The following is a 14,284-nucleotide window of genomic DNA, read 5'->3' as shown; positions in this document are numbered from 1 at the left end:
ACAGATTTCCTGATGCTGGCAACCAAGAAGACAGCCGGACTGCGGGGAAATGCCGAAATCCAGGTCCTGAGAGACTCGATTCCAGCCCTGAAGCGTGCGAAATGACTGAAATCACCGCAGCAGTTTTATGGCGCGGCTTTCCCCTGTCTTTATCTTCAATTCTTTAATTCAAATTAGTAGCAGTAGTAAAGGCTGCGCTTTTCTGTGGACAGTCCGTTTTTTCTGTTTTAAATCATGGGCTTGGCGTTTGTTTAACCATGTGGCAAGGCGCCATGCAATCAGCCTGCCCGATATGAACAACTTTCGGTTTTGGGCGGGGCCTGTGGATAAGTCATGAGTTGCCAGAAAGTTATCCCCAGGGTTTGGCCTGTGCCTGTCATGTGCAGTCCTTGTGCTGGTTGGCTCGCAATAAAAATTTCACTGGTTGGATAAAAATACTGTTGGCTCGCGGGAACAGGCAGCACAGGCACGTTTTGAAAATCCCTGATTTGTGGATAACCGGCCACCCCGACTACAATTGCGGGTGCTCAAAATTAACAATATCCACAAGCGGCGGGCGGCTGCTTTGCACTGGCTCGCAGGACAAAAATTGTCATGAGCGAAGTGTCCGTGTCGGGTCAGACCGACGATTTGTGGCAAATCTGCGTTGACCATCTGGCCCAGGAGTTGCCTGAGCAGCAGTTCAATACCTGGATACGGCCGCTGGTGGTGGTCATTTCGGCCGACCTGTCCAAGGCGACGGTCCAGGTCGGCAACCGCTTCAAGCTCGACTGGGTCCGGGCGCAGTATGCGGCGCGGATTGCGGCGCTGCTTGAACAGGTTTCTGGCCGGCGAATCCCGATCGAACTGACCCTTGCGCCCCGGGAGGCGCCCACGAAGTCAGAGCCGCTGGTCCGAAAATTCGACGCTGCCGCAGGCATCGCCGAACAGGCCTCCACCATCGCAGCGGCAGAAGATGCCGCCGGTTCGGCTTTCAAGAACCGGCTCAATTCCGCCCTGACGTTCGATACGCTGATCGAAGGCACGGCCAACCGCATGGGCCGCGCCGCGGCGCTGCATGTCGCCAGCAGCCTGGGCCAGCTCTACAACCCGCTGTTTATCTACGGCGGCGTCGGCCTGGGGAAAACCCATTTGATGCATGCGATCGGCAACAAGCTGATGGCCGACAACCCGGCGGCCAAGGTGTTGTATATCCACGCCGAGCAGTTTGTCTCGGACGTGGTCAAGGCCTACCAACGCAAGACGTTTGACGAGTTCAAGGAGCGCTACCACTCGCTCGATCTGCTGCTGATCGACGACGTGCAGTTCCTCGCCAACAAGGACCGCACGCAGGAAGAGTTCTTCAATGCGTTTGAAGCCTTGCTGACGAAAAAGTCGCACATCGTGATGACCAGCGACACCTATCCCAAGGGCCTGACGGACATTCACGAGCGACTGGTGTCGCGCTTTGATTCGGGCCTGACGGTGGCGATTGAGCCACCCGAACTGGAAATGCGCGTTGCCATCCTGATCCGCAAGGCCGATGTCGAGGGTGCGGTGATGCCCGAGGAAGTGGCGTTTTTCGTGGCCAAAAATGTCCGCTCCAACGTGCGCGAACTCGAGGGCGCGCTGCGCAAGATCCTGGCGTACTCGCGCTTCAACCACAAGGAAATCTCGATCCAGCTGGCGCGTGAAGCGCTGCGCGACCTGCTGTCGATCCAGAACCGGCAGATTTCGGTGGAAAACATCCAGAAAACGGTGGCCGACTACTACAAGATCAAGGTCGCCGACATGTATTCGAAAAAGCGGCCGGCCAGTATTGCCCGGCCGCGCCAGATCGCCATGTACCTGGCCAAGGAACTGACGCAAAAAAGCCTGCCCGAAATCGGCGAGCTGTTCGGCGGACGCGATCACACCACCGTGCTGCATGCGGTACGCAAGATGGCCGCCGAACGCCAGCTGATGACCGAACTCAACCAGCAGCTCCATGTGCTGGAGCAAACACTCAAGGGCTGACAATCACGAACTTTTAAAGCTGTGGACAAGTTTTGAACAAGTCATGACTTATCCACAGGAGCAGATGACAATCGAAAGTTGTTCATGTTTGACATGCAGCCCGCACGGCGCTGCAACACAAGGTTAAACAAACGCCAAGTGCTTGATTGAAAAGGGAATAATGGTGCTGTCCACAGAAAGGCGCCGCCCTTACTACTGCTACTAATTTGAATTAAAGAACTAAAGACATAGATAGAGGAAAACATGATCGTTCTGAAAGCCACCCAAGACAAGTTTTTAGGCGTACTGCAATCGGTCGCCGGCATCGTGGAGCGCAGGCACACCTTGCCCATCCTGGCAAATGTGCTGATCCGCAAGACGGGTGCGCAGCTGCAGCTCACGACCAGCGACCTGGAAATCCAGATCCGCACCACCGCCGAACTCGGCGGCGATGACGGCGACTTCACCACGACTGTGGGTGCCCGCAAGCTGATCGATGTGCTGCGCTCCATGCCCAGCGACCAGACGGTGTCGCTTGAATCGGCGCAGAACAAGCTGATCCTGAAAGGCGGAAAAAGCCGCTTCACGCTGCAAACCCTGCCCGCCGAGGACTTTCCGCTGGTGCAGGAAGCCGCCAGCTTTGGCCCGGTGTTCTCCGTGCCGCAAAAGGTGCTGAAGGAACTGCTGAACCAGGTGTCGTTCGCCATGGCGGTGCATGACATCCGCTACTACCTCAACGGCATCTTGTTCGTCGCCGAAGGCAAGCAGCTGAGCCTGGTCGCCACCGATGGCCACCGGCTGGCGTTCTCGTCGGCCACGCTCGATGTGGAAGTGCCCAAGCAGGAAGTGATCCTGCCGCGCAAGACGGTGCTGGAAATGCAGCGCCTGCTCAGCGACAAGGAAGGCGCGATCGAGATGCAGTTTGCCGGCAACCAGGCCAAGTTCAGCTTTGAAGGCATGGAATTCGTGACCAAGCTGGTCGAAGGCAAGTTTCCCGACTACAACCGCGTGATTCCAAAGAACCACAAGAACATCATCACGCTGGGCCGCGCGCCCCTGCTGGCCAGCCTGCAACGCACCGCGATTCTGACCAGTGAAAAATTCAAGGGCGTGCGGCTGAACCTCGAGCCCGGCACGCTGCGCGTGGCATCGAACAATGCCGAGCAGGAAGAGGCGGTCGATGAACTCGACATCGACTACGGCGGCGACTCGATCGAGATCGGCTTCAACGTGACCTACCTGATCGACGCCCTGAACAACATGAACCAGGACATGGTGAAGATCGAGCTGGCCGACTCCAACAGCTCGGCACTGCTCACCATTCCTGACAACGCCGCTTTCAAATACGTCGTGATGCCGATGCGGATTTGAGGCCGGTCCAAGCGCTAAAACGCTGACGCGCTAGAGACAGACCCGCGACGCTTCGCGGGTTTGGTCATTCAAGAGATTGAAGAAATGGGGAAATTGCACGCCATGACTGAAGAAAATAAACTGAACGAAGCCGACCAGGTCCACGTCTCCGACGGACTGGCAGGCGAAGGAAGCTCCAATTTCCAGCCCAAGATCGACACCAACCAGGCCGGCGCGTCCGAAGCCTATGGTGAAGGCTCGATCCAGATCCTCGAAGGACTGGAAGCCGTGCGCAAGCGGCCCGGCATGTACATCGGCGACACGTCGGACGGCACCGGCCTGCACCATCTGGTGTTCGAAGTGGTCGATAACTCCATCGACGAGTCGCTGGCGGGCCATTGCGATGACATCCTGGTGACCATCCACACCGACAACTCGGTGTCGGTGGTGGACAACGGCCGGGGCATTCCGACCGGCATCAAGATGGACGACAAGCACGAGCCCAAGCGTTCGGCGGCCGAGATTTCCCTGACCGAACTGCATGCCGGCGGCAAGTTCAACCAGAACAGCTACAAGGTGTCGGGCGGCCTGCACGGCGTCGGCGTGAGCTGCGTGAACGCGCTGTCGAAAATGCTGCGGCTGACGATCCGCCGTGACGGCAAGGTGCATGTCATGGAGTTCTCGCGCGGCTTCGTGCAAAACCGGATCACCGAATCGGTGAGCGGCGTCGAGGTGTCGCCGATGAAGGTGATGGGGCCGACCGACAAGCGCGGCACCGAAGTCCACTTCCTGCCCGACACCGAAATTTTCAAGGAAAACAACGATTTCCATTACGAAATCCTGAGCAAGCGCCTGCGTGAACTGAGCTTTTTGAACAACGGCGTTCGCATTCGCCTGAAGGACGAGCGCACCGGCAAGGAAGACGATTTTGCCGGCGCCAACGGCGTCAAGGGGTTTGTCGCCTTCATCAACAAGGGAAAAACCGTCCTGCATCCGAACGTGTTTGCCGCCATGGGCGACCGCCAGAGCGACCAGGGCACCAACATCGGCGTCGAAGTGGCGATGCAGTGGAACAGCGGCTACAGCGAGCAGGTCCTGTGCTTCACCAACAACATTCCGCAGCGCGACGGCGGCACCCATCTGACCGGCCTGCGCGCGGCCATGACGCGCGTCATCAACAAGTACATCGACGACAGCGAACTGGCGAAAAAAGCCAAGGTCGAGGTCACCGGCGACGACATGCGTGAAGGCCTGTGCTGCGTGCTCTCAGTCAAGGTGCCCGAGCCGAAATTCTCCAGCCAGACCAAGGACAAGCTGGTGTCGAGCGAAGTGCGCGGCCCGGTTGAAGACATTGTCAGCAAGCTGCTGCATGACTACCTGCAGGAACGCCCGAACGATGCCAAGATCATCATCGGCAAGATCATCGAGGCCGCCCGTGCCCGTGAAGCCGCCCGCAAGGCACGCGACATGACGCGCCGCAAGGGCGTGCTTGACGGCATGGGCCTGCCCGGCAAGCTGGCCGACTGCCAGGAAAAAGACCCGGCGATGTGCGAAATCTACCTGGTCGAGGGCGACTCCGCCGGCGGCTCGGCCAAGCAGGGCCGCGACCGCAAGTTCCAGGCGATCTTGCCGCTCAAGGGCAAGATCCTGAATGTTGAAAAAGCGCGCTACGAAAAGCTGCTGACCAGCAACGAAATCCTGATTTTGATCACCGCCTTGGGCACCGGCATTGGCAAGGGCGGCGGCGTGGGCGGAACGCCGGGCACCGACGACTTCAACGTCGCCAAGCTGCGCTACCACCGCATCATCATCATGACCGACGCCGACGTGGACGGCGCGCACATCCGCACGCTGCTGCTGACGTTTTTCTACCGCCAGATGCCCGAGCTGATCGAGCGCGGCCACATCTACATCGCCCAGCCGCCGCTGTACAAGGTCAAGGCCGGCAAGGAAGAGCAATACCTGAAAGACACCGCCGCGCTGGACGGCTTCTTGCTGCGGATTGCGCTGAGGGATGCGTCGGTGCAGACCAGCGCTGACGAAAACGCCGTGCTGACCGGCGAAGCGCTGGCCGAACTGGCGCGCAAGCACCAGCGTGCCGAGTCGGTCATCAACCGCCTGCTGGGTTTCATGGATGCCGAAGCGCTGCGCGCGATTGCCGATGGCGTGTCGATCAACCTGGACACGGTGCTTGACGCCGAAGCGTCCGCCGTTGCACTGCAAGCCAAACTGCGTGAACTGAACACGACCGGCGCACCTGCCGACGTGGCCGGCGAGTTTGACGAACGCAGCGACAAGCCCATTTTGCGCATCAGCCGCCGCCACCACGGCAATGTCAAAAGCAGCGTGCTGACGCAGGACTTCGTGATTGGTGCCGATTACGCCACCCTGGCCGAAGCAGCTTCTGCTTTCCGTGGCCTGATCGGCAACGGCGCCAAGGTCATGCGCGGCGAAGGCGATCGGCGCAAGGAAGAAAAGATCAGCGACTTCCGCCAGGCCATGCGCTGGCTGATTGGCCAGGCGGAAAACGGCACGTCACGCCAGCGCTACAAGGGGCTGGGTGAAATGAACCCTTCGCAGCTCTGGGAAACCACGCTCGACCCGAAGGTGCGCCGCCTGCTCAAGGTGCAGATCGACGACGCCATCGAAGCCGACCGCGTGTTCACCATGCTGATGGGCGACGAAGTCGAGCCGCGCCGCGAGTTTATTGAGCAAAACGCCTTGCGTGCGGGGAATATTGATATTTGAGGGATTGATGTGTACGGCAATATGCCGCACAATATTCCCAACAGGAGATCATCATGACCACCGCCCGACTCGAAGCTCGCATCAGCACCGAGCTGCACGCCTTGCTCAAGCGCGCCGCTGAAATTCAGGGCCGCACCGTGACCGATTTCGTGGTGGCCGCCGTCCAGGAAGCGGCCCAGCGTTCCATCAGCCAGGCTGAAATCATCCAGCTCTCGCTGGCGGACCAGCAGTGTTTTGCGCAGGCGCTTTTGGCGCCGCCCTTGCCTGTGCCCGCGCTGGAGCGCGCTCTTGCGCGCCGCCGCAACCTGGTCGCGCCTGAGTGAGTCAAGCGCTTTTTCGGGTCGCGCCGCTGGATGAAACCCATGAGCGCAGCGCCTTCAAAAGTGGCTCCGCCCCGCTAGACCGTTATTTTCACCAGCAAGTCAGCCAGGACATTCGGCGCAGGATCACCGCCTGCTTTGTAGCGATTGATGTGGTGCAGAGCCCGCGCATTGCCGGCTTTTACACGCTGGCTTCCACCAGCGTCTTGCTGGCCGATCTTCCACCTGAAACCGGCAAAAAGCTGCCGCGTTACCCTTCGGTGCCCGCCGTTCGCATGGGGCGGCTGGCCGTGGATGAACACTTCAAGGGCCAGGGGCTGGGCGGAGCGCTGCTGGCCGATGCGCTGGCGCGTGCGGCACGGGCAGAAATTGCCGCTTTTGCGCTAGTCGTCGATGCCAAGGACGACGCAGCCACCAGCTTCTACCGTTACCACGGTTTTATAGTCTTGCCTGATTCGCCGCTGACCTTGTTTTTGCCGTTGGCAACGGTCAAATCCACCGTTTAACTTTTCTTCCATGCCTATCACCGCCGTCATCGACTTCGAAACCACCGGCATTTCGCCCGGCTGCGGCGACCGCGCCACCGAAGTGGCGATCGTGCTGCTCGATGGCGGCCGTGTGGTGGACCGTTTCCAGAGCCTGATGAATGCCGGCGTGCGCATACCGTCCTTCATCACGCAGCTGACCGGCATCACCAACGCCATGGTGGCCGGCGCGCCCGATGCGGCGCAGGTCATGCTTGAGGCCAGCCGGTTTGTCGGCGATGTGCCGCTGGTGGCGCACAACGCCGCGTTCGACCGCAAGTTCTGGCAGGCCGAACTGGACCGCGCCGGGCTGGCCGCGCCGCAGCCCTTCATCTGCACGCTGCTGCTGTCGCGCCGGCTTTATCCACAGGCACCGAACCACAAGCTCGGTTCGCTGGTCGATTACCACCGCCTGCCGCGCACCGGCCAGGCGCACCGGGCGCTGGCCGATGCCGAAATGGCCGCCGGCCTGCTGGGCCAGATCCAGCACGACCTGCGCACCCGCCACGGCGTGCGCCAGCCCGACAATGCCCTGCTGATGGCCTTGCAACGCTGTGCCAAGGCATCGGTCAGCAGCTTCATGGCCAGGCATGCCCAGCCGTGAAGACCGCAAGAATGCTATCGAATAAATAGCTGTCAGCGCACGGCTGGCGTGCGCAAGAGCCTTAAAACACTTGAATATTTCATCATGAACACCCACGCCCGCACCGCCACGCCGCTTTCCACCCAGGACACCACCCGCATCGACGACCTGCGCATCGGCGCGGTGCGCCCGCTGATCACGCCGGCGCTGCTGCAGGAATGGCTGCCCACGCCAGACAGCATGCAGGCGCGCGTAGCGGCCAGCCGCGCCGCGATTTCCAGGGTGCTGCATGGCCTGGACGACCGGCTGGTGGTGGTGGTCGGGCCGTGCTCCATCCACGACCATGCACAGGCGATGGACTATGCGCGCCAACTCAAGGCGCAGGCCGACGCGCTGCAGGACGACCTGCTGATCGTGATGCGCGTGTATTTTGAAAAGCCGCGCACCACTGTCGGCTGGAAGGGTTACATCAACGACCCGCACCTGGACGGCAGCTTTGCCATCAACCAAGGGCTGGAAATGGCGCGCCAGCTGCTGCTCGACGTGCTGGCGCTGGGCCTGCCGGTGGGCACCGAGTTTCTGGATTTGCTGAGCCCGCAGTTCATCAGCGACCTGGTGAGCTGGGGCGCGATTGGCGCGCGCACCACCGAAAGCCAGAGCCACCGCCAGCTTGCCAGCGGCCTGTCGTGCCCGGTCGGCTTCAAGAACGGCACCGACGGCGGCGTGAAGGTGGCGGCTGATGCCATCCAGGCGGCGCAGGCATCGCACGCCTTCATGGGCATGACGAAGATGGGCCAGGCGGCAATTTTCGAGACGAGAGGCAATGACGACTGTCACGTGATTCTGCGCGGCGGCAAGCAGACCAATTATGCAAAGGCTGACGTCGACGCGACCTGCACGCAGCTCAAGGCCGCCGGCCTGCGCGAGCAGGTGATGATCGACGTGTCGCACGCCAACAGCAGCAAGCAGCACCAGCGCCAGATCGAGGTCGCGGCCGACGTGGCCAGTCAGGTGGCGGCGGGCGACCACCGCATCATGGGCCTGATGATTGAAAGCCACCTGGAGGAAGGTCGGCAGGACATCGTCCCCGGCCAGCCCTTGCAGCACGGCGTGTCGGTGACCGACGCCTGCATCAGTTTTGCGCAGACCGTGCCGGTGCTGCAGGGGCTGGCGGCGGCCGTGCGGGCGCGGCGTTTGGTGTAAACCTTCCTTCGATTTACGCTGGTCAGACTGACCAGATGGAGGCAATCTTGTCCACATGGAAACTGCAGGAAGCAAAGGAAAAATTCAGCGAAGTAGTCAAGCGCGCCTTGAGTGAAGGGCCGCAAGGGATTACGGTGCGCGGCGAGTCCGTGGCCGTGCTGATTTCACGCGCCGAATGCGCAAGCTTGGCTCATCCCAAGCCTGGGTTTGTCGAGTTCATGCGCCAGTCTCCCTTGGTCGGGCTGGAACTGGAGACCGAACGGGGCAAGCGGGCCTGACACGCGCGATCGAATTGCGAGGTCCTTGATTGACTGCAACCCGTATCAATTTTGTGCCGGTGGCCGATGGCTTCATGATCGTGCCGCTGTGCGAGGAGGCGGCTTCGCTGAAGGGCAGGTTTGCCGGCCGGGTCGCCCGTCCCATCAGCCTTGCGGCCATGGAGCAGGCGATTGCCGCCGAAGCAGCCGAAAGCCATGCATCGGACCAGGCCACGCCATGATCGGCCTCGAAACCAATGTGCTGGTGCGCTACCTGGCGCAGGACGAGCCCAAGCAGGCGGCACGGGCGACGCGGCTGATTGAAGAAGAACTCAGCGTTGCCGAACCCGTTTCATCAGCCTGGTGGTGCTGGTGGAGTTGTGCTGGGTGCTCAAGCGGCTGTAAAGCGCCAGCGCAGGAGAACTGCTGGCGACGGTGGAAGACTTGTTGAACACCCCCCCTGTTTCAGCTGGACCGCCGCGACGTGGTGGCGGCGACGGTTCAGTTCATGAAGGCTGGAGAAGGCGCGAAGGCAGGCTTTGCAGACGCCCTGATCACGCAACTGGCTGCGGCGCAAGGCTGTTCGCGGATGGTGAGTTTCGACAGGGCGGCGGTGCGGTCTGCGGGGATGGCGCTGCTGTCATAAATCGGCTCGGCTCGGTTTGGCTGAAAGTTTTGCGCGCGTGCACGATGCTTTATTGATGACGAAAAGGTATTCATGAATCTTCCATCCGGCTTGTATGACCGACTCGTGTATGCGGATGAGATGGGCGAACTGACCCGTCTTTGCGATCAACACCGGGCCTTGATGGAAGCGCCAACATCACATCAGAGGCGAGAGCAGTTCATTGCTGAATTGATCCACCGGCTTCCTGAGTTGTTGGATGCGGCAGGTTCCGCACAGACCGAGGCCAGCGAAAAAGCGAAAGCTGAAATCGAGCTGATTAGCCATCTCCTGATGACCTTGCGTTCACAAAGCAGTGGCGAGCGCCCGCTGGCGATGCCTCCGCAGCTATTGAAGTCGGTTCATGCACCGAATGCAGACATTGCTTTCCCGGCCACCGGATTACGCCATCCCTGGCTGTTTACTTCAGCCAGGGCCGACCCGTCCTTGCTCAACGAGCTTCGCGCGGAGCTACGCAACGTGGACCGCGTGGATATCTTGGTCAGCTTCATCACGTGGAGCGGCGTGCGCAAATTGCTCGATGTGCTGACGCAGGTGACGGAACTTGATGCAAACGGTCAGCCCAAGACGAAATTCAGGATTCTCACCACCACCTACATCGGCGCGACGGAGGTTCGTGCTGTCGATGCGTTTGCAAAACTGCCCGGTGTTGAATTGCGTATTTCGCTCGATGGGCGCCGAACGAGGCTGCACGCCAAAGCGTGGATTTTCCACCGGCGAACCCACTTTGGAACGGCTTTTGTCGGCAGCGCCAACCTGTCTGAATCGGCACTGATTGGCGGCATCGAATGGACGGTGAAATTTGCACAAGCCAGCGGGTCTTCTCTTTTTACGGCGGCCGTCGCAAATTTCGAAACGCTCTGGAATGACCGCGAATTTCAGCACTACGATCCCCACGACGCGCAACACAGAGAAGCCTTGACGCGTGCACTGGCCAATGAGCGCGGACATGGAAATAAGCAAGGCGCTGCCAGCGCCAACGGCAATGTCGTCGCGATTCAAACCTGGTTTGACCTGCAGCCCAAGTCCTATCAGCAGGAAATGCTGGACCGGCTGGCCGCTGAACGCCGGCTTGGGCGACGCCGGAACCTAGTGGTGGCCGCGACAGGAACTGGGAAAACCGTGGTCGCGGCTTTTGACTATCTCCGCCTGAAAAATGAAGAAGGTACGGCGCCAAGACTTTTGTTCATTGCGCATCAATCTCAAATCCTCGCGCAAGCGCTTTCCACTTTTCGGCAAGTGCTTCGAGATCCGGCTTTTGGCGAGTTGCTCGATGGCAACAACACACCAGAGCAATACGGGCATTTGTTCGCCACGATCAACACCATTCACGGCCGACGCCTGGTAGAGAAGTTGGGCGCAGACTTCTGGCGAGTCGTCATTGTTGACGAGGCACACCATCTGCCCGCAGCCACCTTCGATCAATTCATGCGAGCCGTGCGGCCGCACTATTTGCTGGGCTTGACGGCAACCCCTGAACGTTCGGATGGACAAAGCCTCAGCCCCTATTTCGATTCCCGGCCGGACGGTTCGCCAGCCGTTTCGCTGCGGCTGTGGGATGCGCTCGATCAACAACTGCTGGCCCCGTTTGAATACTACGCAAGCGCCGATGACACGGACCTGAGCGCTGTCGAATGGGGCCGTGGCTCGGAAGTGGCGCAACTGTCGAACCTCGTGACAGGCAACGACCTACGCGCCCGCGCCGTGGTCAATGCCGTTTCCCTGTACGTGTCAGACCTTGACGCGTTGAAGGGTCTGGCGTTCTGCGTCAGCGTCGCCCATGCCGCGTTCATGGCGGCGTATTTCTGCCGCTCTGGCTTGCCGTCGCTCGCCTTATCGGGCGCTGATTCACAAACCATGCGGGCGGCTGCAGTCCAGCGGTTGCGGAGCGGTGAACTCAAGATCATTTGCAGCTGTGATGTTTTTAATGAGGGCATCGACATACCCGAAGCCAACGCAGTTTTTCTGCTGCGCCCGACGCAAAGCCCGGTTATTTTTCAACAACAAATTGGCCGTGGCCTGCGTTTGGCCAGCGGCAAGGAAGCCTGCCTGGTGCTTGATTTTGTGGGTGTACACAACGCCAATTTTCGTTTTGATGTGCTGCTACGCGCCATCACCGGCTTGTCTCGGCGGCACATCCAGAACGCAGTTGCCAACGGCTTCAGCACCTTGCCTGCTGGCGTTCATATCCAGTTTGATCGCGTGGCGCGTAATCGGGTGCTGGAAAATCTCAAGCAATCGTTGAACCTGAATGTTGCCCGCTTGTGCAGCGAGTTGGCGGCCTGGGCTTCGCTTCAAACCGGCGGATCAGTGTCACTTCGCGTATTTTTGCTGGACTGCCAACTGGAACTGTCCGACATCTACACCGGCGGCACCCAGGCCCGCTCATGGACCAGCCTCAAGCGGCGTGCGGGGCTCGAAACCAGCGCCGTGGGGGAACGTGAACCGGATATCGCAAGGCGAATTTTCAGCATTTTGCATGCTGACGATCCCTTGCTGTTAAGCGCCTGGCTTGATGCCTTTGACGGCAAGCCTGTTAATGGGCGCCGCGTTCAGATGCTCGCGCATCAGTTGCTGCCGTCGCGCAGCGAGTTGGTGACGCCCGAGGCATTTTTGGCGTTACTCGGCAGCAACCCGGTGGTGCTGGCCGAGCTTCGCGAGATTTGCGAATTGCTGAGAGAACGGAGTTCGCTGGCGCCCGTTCATCTGCCGGCCACGCCAGATGCCTGGACCCTGATTTTGCATGGACGCTACAGGAGAGCGGAGCTTTTGGCCGCCGTCGGGCATGCCAATGCATCGGTGCGGCCTCTATCGGACGGCGGCTGCCTGGTTTTGGAAGATTGCAGGATTGAGCTGTTGTTTGTCACGCTGGACAAGCGCGAAGGGTTTGCTGAAAACGTCCAGTTCAATGACTATGCGATCAGTCCGGAATTGTTCCACTGGCAAACGCAAAACAGGGCGGGACCGGACAACATGACGGGGCGCCGCTATGTTCAGAGTCCTGGCAATGGCTGGTCGTTTCAGCTTTTTGTCCGGGAGCATCGCGATGCAGCTTACGTTGCGGTCGGGCCGGTTCACCTGGTTTCAAATGAAGGCGACCGTCCCATTTCCATCACCTGGCGGCTTCAGGCACCCTTGTCAGCCGAATTGTTTCGTAAGTTCAGTGTGCTGCGTGGCTGAAGCGATTGCCCGGATGTCCGCCTTGCCAGGCCAAGCTGATTAGGCGTTGAGCGTCGGCCCGGTCGGCGCACGCCAAGCGCCTCTGTTTGCATTCTCAACAGCGCCTGCAGGCGCATCCGCCAACGCAGCGGCCTCGCCCCCCGGCACCAAGTACACCGTGCGCGTCGGAAAGGCGAAATCGACGCCCAGTGCGGCCAGCTCGCGCATGAGTTGCAGGTTCAGCGTCTGCTGGGCGTCCATGTAGGCGTTGTAGCTTGGTTCCTTGACGATATAAACCACTTCGTAATCGAGCGAGCTGTCGCCAAAACCCAGGAGATGCGCGCGATCAAAACGCAGCGTGTCAATGGCTTCGACCAGCCGCTTGACAATTTCCGGAATCGCCTCGGCCTGCTCCGGCGTGGTGCGGTAGGTCACGCCGAACTTGAAGACGATGCGCCGCTCTTCCATGCGCTTGTAGTTTTTCACCACCTGCTTGAGCAGGTCGGTGTTGCTGATGATGATCTGCTCGCCGTTCAGGCTGCGGATGCGCGTGGTTTTCAGGCCGATGAACTGCACCGTGCCGACAAAGCTGTCAATGCCGATGAAGTCGCCGACCTCGAAAGGCTTGTCCACCGCAATCGACAGCGAGGCGAACAAATCGCCCAGAATGTTCTGCACCGCCAGCGCCACCGCGATGCCGCCCACGCCCAGGCTGGCGACAAAAGCGGTGATGTTCACGCCGACGTTGGACAGCACGGCCAGCAGCACGACCGTCCACAGCACGGTGCGCAGCGCCCACGACATCAGCGTAGCCGAGGCGCCTGCCTGCGTCATGCCGTCGGTCGAGTGGCGCTCCTGGTAGCGGCGCAGGCCGATGCTGATCGCCCGCGTGAGCCACAGGCCGAGCTGCAGGGCCACGGCGACGAACCAGAGCTGGCCGACGCGCGCGTTCCAGCGGTCGTTCAGGTCGAGCATGCCCAGGCCGATGAGCAGCGCGGCCAGCAGCATCAGCCAGCGGTTGCTGCCGCCCAGCACCTCGACCACCGTGTCGTCAATGCGGTTGGTGGTCTGCTCGGCGATTTTTTTCATGCGTCCCACGGCAAAACGCAGGGCGATGCGCATCAGCAGGTAGGAAACCAGCGTGGCAGCAATGGCCAGTGACAGGCTGACAAGTGACAGGGAGAAAATATCGGCGGTTTGGAACCAGTCAAGAAAGTCATTCATCCAAGGCAGCTTAACCAAAGCGCAGTAACTCGGAAAAACAGCGGAATTGGCCGGCTGGACGGTGGCGCGCCTGGTTCGCGCTTCAGGTCGTGCAACCGCCTGGACACTGGCGGTTGGAGAAATCGTGAAAAATAATGATAAAAAAAGCCTTTTTCGCAAGCTGCATATGCGTTGATAGCTATTGAAAACATAGCGCACTGGAAGCACACGACGGCGGCATGGCTTGCGCTCCCCGTTCACGCGCAGTCGATGGCGCT

General features: G+C 60.2%; 13 protein-coding genes. 11 read left to right on the top strand and 2 right to left on the bottom strand.

The genetic code is table 11. The annotated features are described in order from the left end of the window. Nucleotides 1–594 precede the first annotated feature (594 nt). From dnaA to EC86_RS29530, 10 genes are all read left to right on the top strand, one after another. The gene (dnaA, locus tag EC86_RS0116455) at nt 595–1,995 is read left to right on the top strand and encodes a chromosomal replication initiator protein DnaA (RefSeq protein WP_029526866.1); all 1,401 of its coding nucleotides are present in this window, start codon (nt 595–597) and stop codon (nt 1,993–1,995) included. 243 nt (nt 1,996–2,238) lie between these two features. Further along, on the top strand, nt 2,239–3,345 hold the full coding sequence (gene dnaN / locus EC86_RS0116450) for a DNA polymerase III subunit beta (RefSeq protein ID WP_029526865.1): 1,107 nt from the start codon (nt 2,239–2,241) through the stop codon (nt 3,343–3,345). Nucleotides 3,346–3,447: 102 nt separating this feature from the next. Further along, entirely contained in the window at nt 3,448–6,072 is a 2,625-nt protein-coding gene (gene gyrB, locus EC86_RS0116445) for a DNA topoisomerase (ATP-hydrolyzing) subunit B (protein WP_029526864.1), read from the top strand. A 53-nt stretch (nt 6,073–6,125) separates the two neighbouring features. Next, nucleotides 6,126–6,395, top strand: coding sequence for a type II toxin-antitoxin system TacA family antitoxin (locus EC86_RS0116440; RefSeq protein ID WP_029526863.1), 270 nt, complete (start codon nt 6,126–6,128; stop codon nt 6,393–6,395). After that, entirely contained in the window at nt 6,392–6,898 is a 507-nt protein-coding gene (locus EC86_RS0116435) for a GNAT family N-acetyltransferase (RefSeq protein WP_029526862.1), read from the top strand. Before EC86_RS0116440 ends, EC86_RS0116435 begins: the two co-directional genes overlap by 4 nt. 10 nt (nt 6,899–6,908) lie before the next feature. Then, a complete protein-coding gene (locus EC86_RS0116430) occupies nt 6,909–7,520 on the top strand; it encodes a 3'-5' exonuclease (RefSeq protein ID WP_029526861.1) in 612 nt (203 codons plus the stop codon). Between the two features lie 84 nt (nt 7,521–7,604). Beyond that, nucleotides 7,605–8,702 (top strand): 3-deoxy-7-phosphoheptulonate synthase, encoded by a 1,098-nt coding sequence (locus EC86_RS0116425; RefSeq protein WP_029526860.1) that lies wholly within the window; start codon nt 7,605–7,607, stop codon nt 8,700–8,702. A 47-nt stretch (nt 8,703–8,749) separates the two neighbouring features. Beyond that, nucleotides 8,750–8,980: a type II toxin-antitoxin system prevent-host-death family antitoxin gene (locus tag EC86_RS0116420; RefSeq protein ID WP_029526859.1), complete on the top strand. Its 231-nt coding sequence runs from the start codon at nt 8,750–8,752 to the stop codon at nt 8,978–8,980. A gap of 29 nt (nt 8,981–9,009) precedes the next feature. Then, nucleotides 9,010–9,201 (top strand): hypothetical protein, encoded by a 192-nt coding sequence (locus EC86_RS0116415; RefSeq protein WP_029526858.1) that lies wholly within the window; start codon nt 9,010–9,012, stop codon nt 9,199–9,201. Next, on the top strand, nt 9,198–9,410 hold the full coding sequence (locus tag EC86_RS29530) for a PIN domain-containing protein (RefSeq protein ID WP_198026808.1): 213 nt from the start codon (nt 9,198–9,200) through the stop codon (nt 9,408–9,410). The genes EC86_RS0116415 and EC86_RS29530 overlap by 4 nt, the downstream gene beginning before the upstream one ends. A gap of 50 nt (nt 9,411–9,460) precedes the next feature. On the opposite strand, the gene EC86_RS29525 is transcribed toward EC86_RS29530, so the two are convergent. Beyond that, nucleotides 9,461–9,679: a hypothetical protein gene (locus EC86_RS29525; RefSeq protein ID WP_198026807.1), complete on the bottom strand. Its 219-nt coding sequence runs from the start codon at nt 9,677–9,679 to the stop codon at nt 9,461–9,463. On the opposite strand from EC86_RS29525, the gene EC86_RS0116405 reads away from it, so the two are divergent. Further along, nucleotides 9,678–12,824, top strand: a complete 3,147-nt coding sequence (locus EC86_RS0116405; protein WP_029526857.1) for a DUF3427 domain-containing protein — start codon at nt 9,678–9,680, stop codon at nt 12,822–12,824. The genes EC86_RS29525 and EC86_RS0116405 overlap by 2 nt on opposite strands. Nucleotides 12,825–12,863: 39 nt before the next feature. Here the strand turns inward: EC86_RS0116405 and EC86_RS0116400 are convergent, their stop codons facing one another. Continuing rightward, nucleotides 12,864–14,027: a mechanosensitive ion channel family protein gene (locus tag EC86_RS0116400; protein WP_051675996.1), complete on the bottom strand. Its 1,164-nt coding sequence runs from the start codon at nt 14,025–14,027 to the stop codon at nt 12,864–12,866. Nucleotides 14,028–14,284: the final 257 nt, after the last annotated feature.

The organism is Polaromonas glacialis (genome assembly GCF_000709345.1).
GTDB classification, from domain to species: domain Bacteria; phylum Pseudomonadota; class Gammaproteobacteria; order Burkholderiales; family Burkholderiaceae_C; genus Polaromonas; species Polaromonas glacialis.
This window is presented reverse-complemented; position numbering and strand designations above follow the sequence as displayed.